The sequence below is a fragment of the Planctobacterium sp. AWM4_229 genome, assembly GCF_056160305.1.
In genome coordinates this window covers 64094-81942 of the sequence record NZ_JBSWWX010000001.1, presented here as the reverse complement: position 1 = coordinate 81942, position 17849 = coordinate 64094, and the positions used below count along the sequence as shown (strand labels likewise).

Annotated in this window: 15 protein-coding genes; 13 read left to right on the top strand and 2 right to left on the bottom strand. The window is 44.1% G+C overall.

Annotated features, from left to right (window positions below; all coding sequences use genetic code 11):
- Positions 1-91: 91 nt before the first annotated feature.
- A complete protein-coding gene (gene rne, locus ACXAGP_RS00410) occupies positions 92-2863 on the bottom strand; it encodes a ribonuclease E (protein ID WP_475258876.1) in 2772 nt (923 codons plus the stop codon).
- 425 nt (positions 2864-3288) lie between these two features.
- On the opposite strand from rne, the gene rluC reads away from it, so the two are divergent.
- Together rluC and ACXAGP_RS00400 are read left to right on the top strand one after the other, a co-directional pair.
- A complete protein-coding gene (gene rluC / locus ACXAGP_RS00405) occupies positions 3289-4242 on the top strand; it encodes a 23S rRNA pseudouridine(955/2504/2580) synthase RluC (protein ID WP_475258875.1) in 954 nt (317 codons plus the stop codon).
- Positions 4232-4882, top strand: a complete 651-nt coding sequence (locus ACXAGP_RS00400; protein ID WP_475258874.1) for an HAD family hydrolase — start codon at positions 4232-4234, stop codon at positions 4880-4882. The genes rluC and ACXAGP_RS00400 overlap by 11 nt, the downstream gene beginning before the upstream one ends.
- A 10-nt stretch (positions 4883-4892) precedes the next feature.
- Here ACXAGP_RS00400 and ACXAGP_RS00395 read toward each other — a convergent pair whose 3' ends face one another.
- Positions 4893-5525, bottom strand: a complete 633-nt coding sequence (locus ACXAGP_RS00395; protein ID WP_475258873.1) for a Maf family protein — start codon at positions 5523-5525, stop codon at positions 4893-4895.
- A gap of 235 nt (positions 5526-5760) precedes the next feature.
- On the opposite strand from ACXAGP_RS00395, the gene ACXAGP_RS00390 reads away from it, so the two are divergent.
- From ACXAGP_RS00390 to mltG, 11 genes are all read left to right on the top strand, one after another.
- Complete coding sequence (locus tag ACXAGP_RS00390; protein ID WP_475258872.1) at positions 5761-9732, top strand: FG-GAP-like repeat-containing protein; 3972 nt, start codon at positions 5761-5763, stop codon at positions 9730-9732.
- 91 nt (positions 9733-9823) lie between these two features.
- Positions 9824-10351 (top strand): 23S rRNA accumulation protein YceD, encoded by a 528-nt coding sequence (gene yceD, locus ACXAGP_RS00385; protein WP_475258871.1) that lies wholly within the window; start codon positions 9824-9826, stop codon positions 10349-10351.
- A gap of 3 nt (positions 10352-10354) precedes the next feature.
- Positions 10355-10525, top strand: coding sequence for a 50S ribosomal protein L32 (rpmF, locus tag ACXAGP_RS00380; protein ID WP_338292659.1), 171 nt, complete (start codon positions 10355-10357; stop codon positions 10523-10525).
- Between the two features lie 9 nt (positions 10526-10534).
- Positions 10535-11563, top strand: a complete 1029-nt coding sequence (gene plsX, locus ACXAGP_RS00375; RefSeq protein ID WP_475258870.1) for a phosphate acyltransferase PlsX — start codon at positions 10535-10537, stop codon at positions 11561-11563.
- A complete protein-coding gene (locus tag ACXAGP_RS00370; protein WP_475258869.1) occupies positions 11564-12526 on the top strand; it encodes a beta-ketoacyl-ACP synthase III in 963 nt (320 codons plus the stop codon). It begins immediately after the preceding gene.
- An 8-nt stretch (positions 12527-12534) separates the two neighbouring features.
- Positions 12535-13458: an ACP S-malonyltransferase gene (fabD, locus tag ACXAGP_RS00365; RefSeq protein ID WP_475259492.1), complete on the top strand. Its 924-nt coding sequence runs from the start codon at positions 12535-12537 to the stop codon at positions 13456-13458.
- A 23-nt stretch (positions 13459-13481) separates the two neighbouring features.
- Entirely contained in the window at positions 13482-14219 is a 738-nt protein-coding gene (gene fabG, locus ACXAGP_RS00360) for a 3-oxoacyl-ACP reductase FabG (protein WP_475258868.1), read from the top strand.
- Positions 14220-14395: 176 nt separating this feature from the next.
- Positions 14396-14632, top strand: coding sequence for an acyl carrier protein (gene acpP, locus ACXAGP_RS00355; RefSeq protein ID WP_338292655.1), 237 nt, complete (start codon positions 14396-14398; stop codon positions 14630-14632).
- Positions 14633-14732: 100 nt separating this feature from the next.
- Complete coding sequence (gene fabF / locus ACXAGP_RS00350) at positions 14733-15974, top strand: beta-ketoacyl-ACP synthase II (protein WP_475258867.1); 1242 nt, start codon at positions 14733-14735, stop codon at positions 15972-15974.
- A 48-nt stretch (positions 15975-16022) separates the two neighbouring features.
- Positions 16023-16835: an aminodeoxychorismate lyase gene (gene pabC, locus ACXAGP_RS00345; RefSeq protein ID WP_475258866.1), complete on the top strand. Its 813-nt coding sequence runs from the start codon at positions 16023-16025 to the stop codon at positions 16833-16835.
- 20 nt (positions 16836-16855) lie between these two features.
- Positions 16856-17848 carry an endolytic transglycosylase MltG gene (gene mltG, locus ACXAGP_RS00340; protein WP_475258865.1) on the top strand — a complete coding sequence of 331 codons (993 nt, stop codon included), beginning with the start codon at positions 16856-16858 and terminating at the stop codon, positions 17846-17848.
- Position 17849: the final 1 nt, after the last annotated feature.

The window sequence follows — 17849 nt, the reverse complement described above, 5'->3', positions numbered from 1 at the left end:
AAGCCCCGGTTTATAATCTTTAAACTTATACTCAATAAAAAGCCCCGCTGAGAGCGGGGCTTTCTTTTAGTTGCTCAAATAACCAGTGTGCTTACAACGAAGCCGGCTTTGTCATTGGTGCTGACGAACGGTTACTGGCGCTCAACATAGCTGCGCTACGACCACTTACAGCAATGTCGGGACGAGAGCTCAATTCAAGGGCAACAATGTTGATTTCACCCATACCTTCAGCTAATTCAGCAGGGCGAGCCATTGGTGCGGACGCTTTGTAGCGAATAGTTTTGTCTGCTTTTATTTTAGTGCTGACTTTTTTGCTCTTCGGCTTGGCGGCTTTCTTTTCAGTTGCCGTGGGTGTTATTTCCTCGTCAGCATGAAAGTCGATATCCAATTCATGCTGTGGACTCGCAGCAGCAGTCGCTGTTTCTTCACTCTGCTTTGCAACCGGCTCAACCGGGCTAACAGTGTTAGAGGTATTAGCCGCTTCGTCACTCTGTTCCGGTTCAAGACTTAATTGCTTGTCATTAGTGTCTTTAACTTCTGCTACTTGCTCGGCTTTTGTTTCAGCCACGACTTCAACATCTGTTTTGAGAACTTCCGGCGAGGCCTTAACGTCTTGCTTGTCCTCATACGGCGCGGGCTTGTTATCCGTTGCTGTATTAGGTGTTTCAGCTTGTATCGCTACACTCTCTGCTGCAGTTTCTACAGTTTTATTTTGTTTTGCGACAGGCTTTTTCTGCTTTGTTTCAGTCGTCTCAGCTTTTACAACTTGTGCTTTAGGTGTTTGCTCAGCATTTGCACTATTGGCCAAAGCGGCTTCCTTTTGGGTGTTGTCCACTCGCACACTGCGACGGTTTTCCCTGCGCTTGCGGCGTTCAGCAACCTGTTTTCGCGGACGGCTTTGCTCTTCACGGTTATTAGCGCTTTGCGCCTCTTGAGGGGCCTGCGTTTTACCTGTTTTCGCTTCGCTTTTTACCTTGTCTCGTCTGCGGTTATTATTTTGTTGTTCACGATTTTGTGAACGACTATTTTCTTTATCACGACGAGGTTCAGTGGACTTGCGATTGCGATCTCTGTCGTTGCTGTTGCGCTGACGACCTTGCTTCTTATTGCGGTTATTCTTGTTGTATCTGTTGCCAGCTTTGTTTTTACCTTTTCCTTTTTTAGGCTTCTCTTCAGATTTGAAAAACGCCGCCAACCAAGCAAAGAATACTTCAAAAATTCCGGGTTCCTTTTTAGGAGCGACAACCGGAGCAGCAGATTTAGGCGCAATGAATCCAGACAATGCTGGCTCTTCTTTTTTCGGCTGTTCAGGTGTTGCTACAACGGCAACTCCGGGGGTTGTTGTATCAATAGGCTCGCTTACAAGATTAAAGCTAAGCTCATCAGTAGCATCGTCTTTGCGGAAACGCACAACTTCATAGTGTGGCGTTTCAAGGTTGGCATTAGGGATGATCAACAATGAAACGTTGTGACGCTTTTCAATATATTGAATTGCTTTACGTTTCTCGTTTAGCAAATAAGTAGCAACGTCTACGGGTACTTGAGCATGCACCTGATGAGTATTCTCTTTTATGCCTTCTTCTTCTAGCAAACGAAGAATGGAAAGGGCTAAAGATTCTGTGCTTCTGATGGTACCTTGACCCACACAGCGAGGACATACATGGTTTGCTGACTCACCTAAAGAAGGTCTCAATCTTTGACGGGACATTTCTAACAAGCCAAACTTGGAGATACGACCAATCTGAACTCTGGCTCTGTCGTTCTCTACCGCCTGGTTCATGCGGTTTTCCACCTCTCTTTGGTGTTTTACTGGTGTCATATCGATAAAGTCGATAACCACCAGGCCACCCAAGTCGCGCAAACGCAATTGACGAGCAATTTCGTCTGCGGCTTCCAGGTTAGTATTCAGTGCCGTTTCTTCAATATCACCGCCTTTTGTGGCTCGCGCTGAGTTAATATCAATAGAGGTCAAAGCTTCTGTCGGGTCGATTACGATAGAGCCACCTGAAGGCAACCTGACTTCACGTTGGAAAGCGGATTCAATCTGACTTTCAATTTGGAAGTGGTTAAACAGAGGCACGTCGCTGTTATAGCGCTTGACGCGGTTGGCAAAATCGGGACGCACCAATTTTAAATGTTCTAATGCTTGGTCGAATACTTTTGAGTGATCGATCAGAATCTCGCCGACATCACGACGCAAGTAGTCTCTTATAGCGCGAACAATGACATTACTTTCCTGATGGATCAGGAAGGGGGCAGGACGAGAGTCTGCTGCTTCTTCAATCGCTTTCCAGTGGGTCAACAGTACGTTCATGTCCCACTCTAGCTCTTCATATGACTTGCCGACACCTGCAGTGCGTACGATTAGCCCCATACCTTTGGGCAGGTCTAGTCGATTTAACGCGTCTTTCAGCTCCGTGCGCTCATCACCTTCGATTCGACGCGAGATGCCCCCTGCGCGAGGGTTATTTGGCATCAACACCAGATAACTACCAGCAAGGCTGATAAAGGTGGTCAGTGCAGCTCCTTTTTGACCGCGCTCTTCTTTATCAATCTGAACGATAACTTCCTGACCTTCGGAAACCACGTCTTTGATATTAGGGCGGCCTTCAATTTTGTAACCGCTAGGGAAGTAGCTCTTTGCTATCTCTTTTAGTGGTAAGAAACCATGTCTTTCAGCGCCGTAATCAACGAATGCGGCTTCAAGGCTTGGCTCGACACGGGTAATGGTGCCTTTGTAGATATTGGCTTTTTTCTGTTCGTGACCTGGACTTTCGATATCTAAATCGTAAAGTTTTTGGCCGTCAACCAGCGCAACACGCATCTCTTCTGATTGCGTGGCGTTAATTAACATTCTTTTCATATTGTGACTCAAATAATTTTTATCGTCACAATACAAACGGGGATCTTTCCCAAATGCGCTTACTAGGTTTTGGGTACGCAAAGTCTCCCGACTTAACATACTAGCAATGTATATTGGTCTAAATAATCTTACTTTTCTCTTTTCACGCGCCATTTAGCGCGTAAATCAAATTCTTCCCACGTTTGCATTATGACAGGTGATTAATCAATTTTTTTGTGGTTTTTCCGGCTGCAATCTTCATGAAACGTTACTCTCTTCATGGTTGCTGTATGGTGTTAACTGTTACACCGGATATTGCCCACATATTCCTGTATTACGCTTAAATGCAAGCGTATACGGATTATGGCATTATTCTTGAAACTCAAGCAAGAAAATAACGAATAACTGGTGAGAAATTATAGAATTTCTGTAGAATTGCGCCCGATATGAAGAACCTGACATTTGATAAAGTACAATTATTGACCATTGACCCGGATTACGAAGGGCAGCGGGTTGATAATTTTCTAAAGAACCTGCTTAAGGGCGTCCCCAAAAGCATGATATATCGCATCCTGCGCAAAGGCGAAGTCAGGGTGAATAAGAAACGTGTAAAACCGGAGTACAAACTTCGACCGGGAGACGCACTGCGGGTGCCTCCCATCAGAGTTTCAGAAGAAAAAGCAGGCCCATCTGCAAACCTTTCCACTGTGCAAAACCTTGAGTCTTTGATTATCCACGAAGACAAAAAGTTAATGGTGTTAAACAAGCCACATGGGATGGCTGTGCACGGAGGCAGTGGGCAAAGTTTTGGGGTAATCGAAGCGCTCCGCAGTTTGCGACCCGACGAACGTTATATGGAGCTGGTACACCGCCTGGACCGCGACACTTCGGGGTGTTTGTTGATAGCAAAACGTCGGTCAGTTTTGAGAAGTTTGCATGCACAGCTCAGAGAAAAGACGACATTAAAGAAATACTTCGCACTCGTGGAAGGCAGCTGGCCAGCGCACCGCAATAAGGTTAAAGCTCCCTTACACAAGAATGTTTTACAGTCTGGAGAACGAGTAGTAAAAGTCTCTGAACAGGGTAAACCTTCTGAAACGCGATATAACGTTATAGAAAAATTTAAAGATGCCACTTTGGTGGAAGCCATTCCCGTTACCGGCAGGACACATCAGATAAGGGTGCACTGCTTACACGCCGGGCACCCTATTTTGATGGACGATAAATATTGTACGGTGGAAGCCAACGATCGAGCTAAGAATCAAGGCCTTAGTCGTATGTTTCTGCATGCACATGAGATTTCTTTTGATGACCATGAAACAGGTGAACGACAAGTATATAGCGCACCGCTAACACCAGAGTTACAAAGCTTTATTGATTCGTTAAAACATGCTGAATAAATACAAAGTTGTAATATTTGACTGGGATGGAACCATAATGGACTCCATTTCTCATATTGTTCAATGCGTTCAGCAAGCCGCCAGGTTCAACGCATTGCCGGTGCCTGATGAGCAGAGCGTGAGAAATATCATCGGATTGAGTCTACCCGAAGCGTTTTTTACACTTTATGGAAAAGATAAGGAAACTGAGTTCGAACAATTCAGGGAAAACTACAAAGCACTATACGTTAAGGACGATGATGTAAGCCTGCCGATTTTTGATTATGTAGAAACATTACTCGCTTTACTGCGCGATCAGAATGTCAAACTCTCGGTAGCTACAGGTAAGGGGAGAAGAGGGCTGGATAACGCTATGCAACGTTCCGGTCTTGCTGAGTTTTTCAGTTATTCTCGAACATCAGACGAAGCTCAAAGTAAGCCGGCGCCAGACATGCTTCTGCAAACAGCTCATTATTTTAATGTGCAACCAGATGAGTGCATCATGATAGGTGACAGCATTCATGACCTTAATATGGCCAATAATGCTGGCATGGGTAGTATCGGTGTGTCTTTTGGGGCTCATTCAAAATCTGTTTTAACACAGGCAAAGCCACTAGCTATTCTTGATTGTTACAGCGACGCGTTGAGTTGGCTGAAATAACTATAAATACCTATTGAATATAGTCGAACAAGTCTACATTAAATCGGAGAAATAACTCTTGCAGGGCAATGAATGGCATCCCAATGAGCGCATTGGGATCTCTTCCTGATAGCGCAGAAAACAATAGTATTCCTTGCCCCTCACTCTTGAAACTACCTGCACAATCAAGCGGCATCTCAGTTTTTATATATCGACTTATTTGGGCGAGAGTCAATTCTTTAAAGTGCACTTCAAAGGGCTCCACTATCACTTCGTATGCCCCTGCATCATTGAGTAAGCATACTCCGGTTAAAAACAGCACTTTTTGCCCTGAAAACTCACTGAGTTGTTGGATTGCCGCGTCAATATTTCCCGGCTTTCCTAGAATGCGATTAGCGTGCACGGCAACTTGATCAATCCCCACGATAAATAGTGGTCCTGCCGTTTTTTCCAGTTGGTTTAATTCAGATAATACTTTTTTGGCTTTAGCTTTCGCCAGCCGGGTAACCAAATCGTGTGGCGATTCGTGCAATAACGGGGTTTCGTCAATATCTGGCGAAATGCTGGCAAATGGAATGCCAAGCTTATTCAGGACGTCTTTTTTGTATTTTGAACCGGAAGCCAATAACAATTGAATATCAAGGACACTTTCTATTTTTTTCATGGAGCAGCGATACTACAAGCAACAAACATCTATTGTATATCAATGACTGGTCTTTACCATAACCCACTTATTGGGGCTTTAATACAATAGCACTATTAGGTATTTGCTGTTTTCTGGTCTAGATTTTAGGTGAAAATGTTCACATAATCGGCTTGCTGCGTAAAATGCTATTGATTGCGCATGGAAGGGAATAATACAAACACATCACTCTGAAATGTGCATGTGAGAGGGAAAGATGATGAAATCTAAGATTTTTTATTGGGTGTTGTTAGCTACATTGTCAATGCAAGCCTCGGCATGGCAAGACAAAGATTGGCAATCTTTCAGCAATTCCAAATCAGCTGAACTTCCTAAATCATCTGTTGTTTCAAGTTGGCAGTTGGTAAGTCACTCCGATTCACTTGTGCAGCTACAGTCTTTACCCTTGCCTGACGGCGAGAAGTTGAAAGTCGTGATAACCCCTGACAGTGTTTTTGCTCCTGAACTGGCAGAGCGTTTTCCAAGATTGCAGTCCTACAAAGTCACAACCCCTGAGGGGCAGTTTATCGGTAGAATCTCCCGAAACAGCGAGGGGATAAGTGCATTTTTTAGAGACAAGCAGGATTGGATAAGAGTTACTCAGGAAAAAGACGAAAATAATCACAGGTTTTATCAAAGTCGCTATGTGAAGGATATCAAGCAATCAGAAACGTTGAGCTGTGGCGTTTTAGAGCCCAGGGGGTTTAAAAATAAAGCTAATTCCAATGGCCAGGCGTCCAGATTGGCACAAACTTCCGCATTTGAGTCGTTTGGCTCACAATTAACCACTTACCGATTAGCTATCGCGACCACCGCCGAGTATTACAACGATACAGTGGAAAACTCTGATTCAGAGGCAGAACCTGATGAGATCGTGTTAGGTGAGCTGAACAGATTACTCAACGAAGTTAATGCGATTTATTTAATTGAGTTATCCGTTCAATTTGAGTTAGTGGAAAATAATGATGCGATATTATTCGATGATACTGAGACAGATGGTTATTCCAACGATTCCCTAGAAGATTTAACGGTAAACCAGACTAATCTAGATGAAATTATCGGAACTGAAAACTACGATTTGGGCCATGTTATTGGATATTACGGTGGAGGACGAGCCAGTTTAGGAGTCACCTGTGAGCCGTCATATAAGGCCCGTGGAGCTTCTGTCGTTAACTTAGGCGTTTTCGCCCATGAGCTTGGCCACATGTTGAATTCTCACCATACTTTCAATGGTACAGAAGGTAGTTGCAAAGATAACTTGGGCCATCCATACGAACCCGGCAGTGGATCCACAATCATGAGTTATTTTGGTTTGTGTGGGGGGCAGAATTTATCTGGCCCTGAAGATGAGATCTTTCACGTCGGATCACTGAGGTTTATGCGCGCCGAGATAGAGAGAGATCTGAGCTGTGGAACATTCAGTGATAACGGCAATCAAGCACCTACGTCAAATGCCGGTGCGGATTATACTATTCCTGCCAATACGCCTTTTGTTCTAAATGGTACAGCATCAGACCCAGACAACGATACCTTATCTCATATATGGGAGCAGTTAGAACTAGAGGGAACGTCTTCGACATCGAGCACTATGTCAAAAGATGATGGTAAACGGGCGCTATTTCGCTCAATAGAGCCAGTCACCAGCACGGAACGCTATTTTCCCAAATACGAAACTGTGCTTACGGGCGACTTTGAATTAGGTGAGGCATTACCTTCAACTACAAGGGAGCTCAGTTTTTCCTTCACAGTACGAGATGGTAATGGAGGGGTTGCAACTGATACAGCAGTGATTACCAGTATCGCCAATTCAAAAGGGTTTTCTTTGCAGAACTGGAATTTAAATCTTCAACAACCATTTGTCGTGCAATGGAATACCGGTAAGTCAGAGCAGGAAGCGATTAATTGTCCGCAGATAAATATCAGTATCAGTGATGATAACGGAGTGACTTTTTCTGAGTTTGCCTTCGACGTTGATAATGATGGCGTTCATACCTTTAGCAATAGTTTTAATTGGTCAGAGGGGGATGATTATCTGTTAAAAATTGAATGCCCCAATAATATTTTTTATGCCATCAGTCCAACAAAGGTCTCTATTATTGATGAACCTGTGGATGATGATGTGGATGGTGATGGCATCCCCAGTGCAATTGAGAGCTATTACAATCTGGATCCCAACAGTAATGTAGATATCACTCTGGATAGTGATGGCGACGGCTTGTCTAATTCAGAGGAAATCTTTTTAGGTACCAATCCTTTATTATCAGACAGCGACCATGATGGAACGGATGATCTCGATGAGTTGTTTCAAGAAACTGATCCAACAGACATATTATCCAGAAGGTCTGAAGTTGCAATAAATGAAGGTTTTGAAGATAGTGACCGAGCATTAAATGAAGTAACCGTGGAATGGGAAAATACCGATTTAGTCGCTTTCGAGGGGGAGTCCAGCTTTACTTCAACGAATACAGACAATAGCTCTATTAGTGATTATGTCATCAGTTTTTCTGCCACTTCATCTGCCACTTTGGTTTTTTACTACAAGGTATCTAGTGAGAGTAATTTTGATTACCTCAAGTTATATATCAACAACGAATTAATTGAGCAATGGTCTGGAGAGGTTGATTGGACGCGCTATGAAACTAGCGTTGCCCAAGGTGAATATGAGGTTAAATGGCAATACAGTAAAGACGGGTCTGTTGCAAATGGTGATGACAAAGCCTGGATAGACTCAATTGAATTACAAGCGGTGCAGGAGGTTTCAAGGCCAGCAGGAAACATTTCAGAGGTAAATGAAAGTTTTGAATCTGGCGTGCCGGAAAACTGGATTCAAGAAAATGCATTTAATTGGTTACAAGATACGAGTACTGGTGTTGAAGACAACCTTAGTATTAGCTCAGCTGAAATTTCTGACGAAGAAACGAGCAGTATTTCATTAAGTGAATACTTTGCTGAGGGCACGATATCGTTTTATTTCAAAGTTAGCAGTGAAACAAACTGGGATTACCTGAATTTTTATATAGATGATAGTTTACAAGCACAATGGTCTGGTGAACTAGATTGGCAGGAATATAGCTTTGATTTAGAGGAAGGGCAGCATACGCTAAGTTGGCAATACAGTAAGGACGGTTCTATCTCCAATGGAGATGACAAAGCCTGGATAGATAACATTGTCTATCGCACAGCCAGTAAAAACCTTGCTGATGGTACGCCCGGTGATTTTGATGCCGACTCTGTACCCGAACTATTAGTCAGGCAAGTAAGAAGCGCAGAGACGTCTTATCTGGGCTCGAGTACTCAAGAACAAGAAGTTGCCGAATTTGGTCGAAGCACAGATATCCCCATTTTAGGTGATTTTGATGGCGATGGTTATTCTGATTTTGCCATCAGAAGACCATCTTCCCAATACTGGTATGTGCGCAACTCTTCAGGCATTGATATTATTACTGATTCAGATGATGGAAGGACTCGAAAACGCTTTGGCACTCAATCTACCGATATCCCCGTACCCGCTGATTATGATGGTGATGGCATAACAGACATTGCTGTGCGTCGTCCGGGGAATGGTTATTGGTATATTTTGAACTCTTCAGGGCGTGACCTTGTTACTGGCAATGAGGACGGTATTACGCGTAAACGTTTTGGCCTGCAAAGTGGAGACATCCCGGTTCCCGCGGACTTTGACGGAGACGGACAGGTGGATATAGCGGTTAGAAGACCATCAACTAAAACATGGTACATTCTTAATTCCTCTGGTACTGACGCTATAACGGGAAACAATGATGGTATAAGTCGAGTGCGCTTTGGTACTCGTATTGAAGATATTCCTGTTACCGGCGATTTTGATGGCGATGGCAAAGCGGATTTGGCGGTCAGAAGACCATCAACTCGTTATTTTTATATTAAAAACAGTAGTGGTGTAGACACCATTACCAATAATAGCGACGGCATAACCCGACTTCGCTTCGGTCGTTCCGATGATATTCCGTTAACTGGTGACTTTGATAATGATGGGCGACAAGATATTGGATTATTCCGCGCTGACAGTGGCGAATGGTTTATTAAAGTCAGCAGTGGCAATAGCCGAACATCCAGTGATGACATTGAACGTTTCACCTTTGGTGATACGAACTCTATCCCGTTACTTTCGCCTATAGTTGAAGTTATGGAACGGCTAGAGACATTAAACTAACAGTAAGATCGCTTTAAACTACTGTTAAATAGTGAATTTAATATACTAAAGCTTTGACTATTGCGGCATAAATCTATAATATGCGCGCGCTATGTCCAATGTACGACTTCCAAAACAGGTTGAGCCACATAAGTGTGCGATGAAACGTTCCGACTATCGGGGTGTTATGGCCGTTTCTGATATGGCGAGACTAAAGGAAGCTGTACTTGAGATTCTGGACGATGTTGCTGTTGAGCTAAGGTTTGAAATAGACGCGCAGGGTCTTACCTTCTTTCACGGGAATATGCAGACCAGGGTATCATTGGAATGCCAAAGGTGTAATAAGCCTTTTGAATATTCAATTGAGCAGCCATTTTGCTACACGCCAATTAGCGAGGGCCAATCAGTTGAAGAACTTCCGGAAGCTTATGATCCGGTAGAGCTCAATGAGCATGGAGAAATCAATATACTGGAACTTTTTGAAGATGAGTTAATCTTATCTTTACCCTTGGTTGCGATGCATGACGAAAAAGATTGCTCAGTTACCGATGATGAAATGAGTTTTGGTGAAATTGAACCGGAAACTAAGCAACCAAACCCGTTCGCGGTGTTAAAAGAACTTAAGCGGAACCAGGAGTAGATTATGGCGGTACAACAGAATCGTAAGACTCGTTCCAAGCGTGGTATGCGTCGTTCACATGATGCATTAAGCGGTGCGACACTGTCTATTGATGCTACATCAGGTGAGACTCACCGTCGTCACCACGTGACTGCAGATGGCTTTTACAAAGGTAAAAAGGTCATCGAAAAGTAAGGTATCAGCTTGACTGATATTCGACTTGCAGTCGATGTAATGGGGGGCGATAACGGCCCCTCTATTACTTTGCCTGCCTCCATTCGCGCTTGTCGCAATTACGCCCACCTCTACCTCAAGCTTTTTGGTCCAGAAGCAACTATACGTCCCTATTTATACGGCTTACCAGTAGACGTTAAAAATCGAATTTCTATCATCGATGTAACATCGCAAGTCAGTATGGATGAAGCGCCTACATCGGCGTTGCGTTACAAACAAGACTCCACCATGGGACAAGCATTAAAGTCGGTTCAATCTGGTGAAGCTGACGCTTGTGTCAGTGCCGGAAATACCGGTGCGTTATTGGCCTTATCTCTGTTTCTACTAAAGCCATTAGATGGAGTGAAACGACCTGCACTAATCTCTACCATTCCCGGAAACAATAAAAAGCGCGTATTTTTACTCGATCTTGGGGCAAATGTTACGCAAGATGCTAACGCCTTATATCAGTTTGCGGTGATGGGGTCAGTGATGGCTGAAACCGTTGAGGCAGTAAAACAGCCGAAAGTCGCGTTGGTCAACGTCGGGGTCGAACAAAACAAAGGCAATGCCATTGTTAAAGAAGCCAATAAGTTACTTCTTGCTAATAAGGACATTAACTATGTGGGTTACGTTGAGGGCGATGCCCTGTTTAATGCCAGTGTAGATGTGATAGTCACTGATGGCTTTGTGGGCAACGTGGTACTAAAAGCGTCGGAAGGACTGGCCAAGTTTATTGCCAGAGAAGCCAAAAAAGCAGCGACAAAAAATATCTGGACTAAAATGTTGTCATTTATTGCTCGACCGGTGCTAAAAAAGATCTATAACAGGGTGAACCCCGACCAGTATAACGGCGCCAGTTTGATAGGATTGCGCGGCATTGTAGTAAAGAGTCATGGCAATGCCACTGAAGATGCATTCATGTACGCAATTCAGGAAGCAATGAAGGAAGTTGAAAGACAAGTTCCTGACAAGATTCAAAGCAAAATAAACCATGCGCTCGTGAATAAGGCAGAGTAAATGTATTCAAGAATAATTGGCACCGGAAGTTATTATCCCAGCGAAGTCAGGACTAATACTGACCTTGAAAAAATGGTGGATACCACCGATGAATGGATCACTGACAGAACGGGCATTAAAGAACGTCGAATTATCGGAAAGGATGAAACAGTATCCACGATGGGCGTCGAAGCATCCAAAAAAGCACTTGAGATGGCTGATATCGACCCTGAAAGCATTGACCTTATCGTTTGTGGCACCACTACAGCACCGAACTCATTTCCCAGTGCCGCTTGTGAAATTCAAGCTGGCTTGGGTATTCAGTCCACGATGGGAGCCTTTGATGTCGCCGCTGCCTGTTCTGGCTTTTGTTATGCCTTAAGTGTTGCTGATCAATATATTCGATCCGGTATGTGCAAGCGTATTTTGGTAGTGGGTACAGATTGCCTTTCGACGCTAGTTGACCCTACTGATCGCTCTATGATCATTCTGTTTGGCGATGCCGCAGGCGCAGTCATTATTGAAGCCAGCGAGGAGCCTGGGATCTTATCCAGTCATCTGCACGCATCAGGTAAACACGGAGATTTACTATACGCTTCCTTGCCAACACGCGGCGATGCGGCCTCAGTGAACTCGTCGTGGGGGGCCATGAAGGGTAATGCAGTATTTAAAGTGGCCGTCACTAAACTCAGTGAAGTGGTTGAAAAAACCCTTGAAGCCAACAACATGGAAAAATCTGATCTGGACTGGTTGGTACCGCACCAAGCAAATTTCCGCATTATCAAAGCCACTGCAGACAAGCTAAATATGTCCATGGAGCAAGTTGTCTTAACTTTGCCACATTATGGCAATACGTCTGCTGCTACAGTTCCCACGGCACTGGATACCGCAATAAGAGATGGGCGCATTAAGCGCGGTCAAAATTTATTATTAGAAGCTTTTGGAGCCGGATTTACCTGGGCTTCGTTACTGATCAAATACTAAGGTTTTCAATTATGTCTAAAGCATTTGTTTTCCCGGGCCAGGGTTCGCAAGCACTGGGTATGTTAAGTGAATTAGAAGCTGCATCCGATGTCGTCAAACAGACATTCGCTGAGGCGTCTGATGCATTGGGTTATGATTTGTGGAAATTGATCGCTGAAGGTCCAGTTGAAGAGCTGAATCAAACGGATAAAACACAACCTGCGTTACTTGCGTCAAGTGTTGCTATTTGGCGTCATTATCTGGCGGAAGGCGGTGCTGTGCCTTCCGTAATGGCGGGACACAGCTTAGGTGAATATTCTGCTTTGACTTGTGCTGGTGTGCTGCAATTGTCAGATGCCCTAAAACTTGTTAAGGCTCGTGGTGAGTTTATGCAAGAAGCTGTTCCTGCCGGAACGGGCGCTATGTTTGCCATCATTGGTTTGGATGATGCCAAAATCGTAGAAATTTGTGCTGAGCAAGCTAAAAATCAGGTGGTTTCCGCGGTCAACTTTAATAGTCCAGGTCAGGTCGTTATTGCAGGTCATGCAGAGGCCGTCGCTCGCGCGGGTGAAGCTTGTAAAGCTGCAGGAGCAAAACGTGCATTACCACTGCCAGTTAGTGTTCCTTCTCATTGTGCGTTAATGCAGCCTGCTGCTGATAAATTGGCGGTAGAACTCGACAACTTAGTCGTGTCGGCACCAGAAATTCAAGTGATCAACAATGTTGATGTACAGGCTGAAAGTAGCGCTGAAGCTATCAAATCGGCTTTAGTTCGTCAGTTGTACAGCCCGGTACGCTGGACTGAAACTGTACAGAAAATGGCTGAAGAAGGAATTACACAGTTAGTTGAGTGTGGTCCGGGTAAAGTATTGACAGGATTAACTAAACGAATCGATAAGAGCCTTTCAGGGAGTGCTATGAACACACCTGAAACAGTGTCAGATTTACTATAAAAATAAGACAGAGAGAATTAAACATGTCTAATTTAAACGGAAAAGTAGCCCTGGTAACAGGTGCCAGTAGAGGTATCGGCAAAGCGATAGCCCAGGCATTAGTGGAGCAGGGGGCCACGGTGGTTGGGACCGCCACTTCAGAAAATGGCGCAGCAGCCATAGGCGATTATTTGGGCGAAAACGGTGCCGGAAAAGTCTTAGATGTTTCTAATCCAGAATCCATCGATACTTTGCTGGCAGAAATCAAAGCCCAGTTTGGTGATGTCGATATTCTCGTCAATAATGCAGGCATAACACGCGATAACCTATTGATGCGTATGAAAGAAGACGAATGGCAATCTATCTTAGATACCAATCTCACTTCCATATTCCGCATGTCCAAGGCGGTATTGCGCCCTATGATGAAAAAGCGCGCCGGTCGTATTATCAATATCGGCTCTGTCGTAGGTAGCAGTGGCAACCCGGGTCAAACCAACTATTCTGCTGCTAAAGCGGGATTAATTGGTTTTTCTAAATCTATGGCCCGTGAGATTGCATCTCGTGGTATTACCGTAAACGTAGTTTCGCCTGGGTTTATTGATACTGACATGACTAAGGTTTTAACCGATGACCAGAAGTCAGGCATCATGAAAGACGTGCCAATGGAGCGTTTAGGTAAACCTGAAGAAATTGCAGCTACAGTGGCGTTTTTAGCCTCTGATGGCGCCGCATACATCACCGGTGAAACGATTCACGTTAATGGTGGGATGTTTATGGTTTAAGCGACTTTGTAAAAATTTTTGCAAATGCTTAAACTGAGACTTTGAATAAATATTAAATGTGCTAAATTGGTGGTTAGACCAGCCAAAAAACCCATGGTCATGCTTGCATGGTTGGGATTTGAAGCATAGACTAACCGCAATTTTACAACTTGCTAAAAGTTAGGATAACTAAAAATATGAGTATTGAAGATCGCGTAACTAAGATTATCGTTGAGCAACTGGGCGTTAAAGAAGAAGAAGTTAAACCAGAAGCTTCATTCGTTGATGACCTGGGCGCTGATTCACTGGACACAGTTGAGTTGGTAATGGCTTTGGAAGAGGAATTCGACACTGAAATTCCAGACGAAGAAGCAGAGAAAATTACCACTGTTCAATCAGCTGTAGACTACATCAACGCTAATAAAGACGCGTAAGAGTCACAGTTGACCAAAAACGGCTCTATTGGGCCGTTTTTTTGTATCTGGTATTAATAAATTTTGATTACTTTCCTCAGTATCTCCAGCGGAGGCCTTTATGTCTAAAAGACGTGTTGTTGTTACTGGTCTTGGCATCCTTTCCCCACTCGGTAATGATGTTGAAACAACCTGGTCTAATATTATGGCCGGAAAAAGTGGCATAGGTGAAATTACGCGTTTTGATGCGTCAGATTTCAGCACTCGCTTTGCCGGCGAAGTTAAAGACTTTGATGTTGAAGCCTATATCCCCAAAAAAGAAACCAAAAAAATGGATTTGTTTATCCAGTATGGAATTGCTGCTGGTAAACAAGCTTTGGCTGATTCGGGCTTGACAGTTGATGAGAGCAATGCCGCCAGAGTTGGTGTTGCGATTGGATCTGGTATTGGCGGTTTAGGCTTAATTGAAGAAAATCATACTAAGTTGACGAATTCCGGTCCGCGCAGAATCTCGCCGTTTTTCGTACCGTCAACCATCACCAATATGATTTCTGGTTTTATCTCCATTATGGAGGGACTGAAAGGGCCTAACCTTAATATCGTAACGGCTTGTACTACTGGTGTGCACAACATTGGTGTCGCTGCCCGAACTATTGCTTATGGTGATGCCGATGCGATGTTAGCAGGGGGCGCAGAAGCAGCTATTACACCATTAGGTATGGGCGGGTTTGCAGCCGCAAGAGCGCTTTCTTCGCGCAATGATGACCCACAAAAAGCCAGCCGTCCATGGGATGCTGACCGTGATGGATTTGTGATGGGTGAAGGTGCTGGTGTTGTGATGCTGGAAGAGTACGAAAGTGCTAAAGCACGTGGTGCAAAAATTTATGCAGAGCTTGTTGGTTTTGGTATGAGTGGTGATGCTTATCACATGACTTCTCCACCGGAAAATGGTGAAGGCGGTGCGGCAGCCATGCAAAATGCCTTAAATGATGCCGAAGCTAAGCCAAATGAAGTAGGCTATATCAATGCCCATGGTACCTCTACACCAGCGGGTGACATTGCTGAGGTTTCCGGTATTAAGTCCATATTTGGTGAGCACGCTAAAAACTTGTTGGTGAGTTCCACTAAATCCATGACCGGACACTTGTTAGGTGCTGCGGGTTCAGTCGAGGCCATATTCACGATACTGGCTCTAAGAGATAAAAAAGCGCCACCCACCATTAACCTGGAAAACCCCAGTGAAGGGTGCGATTTAGATTTTGTCGCAGGTGCTCCAAAAGCGTTTGAAGAAGATTACGCACTGTGTAACTCTTTCGGGTTTGGCGGAACAAACGGCTCAGTACTGTTTAAACGTATTTCCTAGTCAGCCAAAAACTGTCACAATAAAAGCCTGTTTCAACAGGCTTTTTTTATGCGTATTAGTTCGGATTACCCCTTTAGTTCAAGAGCTGCCAGTTATGGTGATGGTTGTTTTACCACTGCAGCTGTCGAGTCCGGAGAAGTGGAGTTGCTGGATCCCCATATCCAGCGACTCAGAAACGGCTGCCAGCAGCTTAATGTGATTGTTTCTTCAAGCGCATGGCAAGCGCTCGAGCAACACTTAACAAAAGAAGTACGCAACATAGATAAAGGCGTATTGAAGGTCATTGTTTCCGCTGGCAATGGCGGCAGAGGCTATGCCAGATCCGATTCAGCCGAACCCATTGCTTACGTTCATGTAATTAATGGTCAACCAGATTATACTGCCTGGCGTAATAACGGCGTCACGCTTGGAGTATCAGAATTCAAGATAGCCAGGCAACCTGCGCTAAAACAGATTAAACACCTTAATCGTCTCGAGCAAACCCTGATCAAATCCAGCAATCAAAGTGCAGATGATATGCTTGTATTGGATACACAAGGCATGATTGTCGAGGTTTCTGCTGCAAATGTGTTCTGGCGTGCAAATAATCGTTGGTATACACCTGAACTCGAATATAGTGGAGTTTCAGGCGTTATGCGTAACCATATTGTCAAACAACTTGCCATAAATGGCTCTGTTGTTAGTCAAGTTAGAGCAGGTTTAAGCACCCTAACTACATGTACTGATATGTTTATTTGTAATAGCCTGATGAGGGTTGTACCGGTGACAAGCCTTATTGTTAATTCCAAACAAACACTTCAATTTCACAATCAAAACATCCAAAATATTACATCATTAATTTCTGACACCGTATCTATCTAATTAAAGGAACAAGGCTAGACGTGATAAAACGAGGTCTATGGATACCAATAGTTGGTTTAACCGCATTATTAAGTATCGCGGTTATTAACTGGCAATTTAATCAACCTGTGCAACAAATACTGCAGTTGGAACAAGAGTCAACGCTTGACGTGGCTAAAGGGCAATCTTTGCTTGGGTTGGTCAAAACGTTAGCTGAAAAAGGCTTAATTGAACACAGCTTTATGCTGAAGCTCTATTTGCGCCTTAATGCTGATAAATATCCCATCAAGCAAGGGCACTATGCCATAAAACCCGATGCGACTTTATTGCAGCTACTCAGCGATATTTCTCAAGGCAAGGAAAAAACCTATTCAGTGACAATGATCGAAGGCCTGACCTGGAGGCAGTGGTACACCCAGCTAGAACAATTGCCTTTTATAAATATGGACAGCACAGAGTCTGAGTTATTAGCAATGTTAGAAGAAGAGGCCGAATCTTTGGAGGGGTTACTTTTACCGGAGACCTATCAGCTTAGCTATAACACTTCGTTATCTACCTTCGTCTCCCGTATGTATCAAAATATGCAAACCTTTCTGGCTGAGCAGTGGAATAACAGGCAAGGAATGCTGCCACTAAACAACCCGTATGAAGCTCTGATTTTGGCTTCCATTATTGAAAAAGAAACAGGGGTGGCGATTGAAAGACCGCGCATTTCTGCGGTTTTTGTCAATCGCCTGAACGATGGTATGCGTCTGCAAACGGATCCCACCGTTATTTATGGTTTGGGGGAACAGTTTGACGGAAACCTGACTCGACAGCATTTACGCCAGAAAAACCGTCACAACACCTACGTTATAAAAGGCTTGCCACCGACACCTATTGCAATGCCCGGTAAAGAATCTATTATAGCGGCCCTTAATCCGGCTGACACCAATGAGTATTACTTTGTGTCAAAGGGAGATGGTAGTCATCAGTTCTCTGAAACACTACAACAACACAATGCCGCCGTGCGAAAATATCAGTTGGGGTTATAAA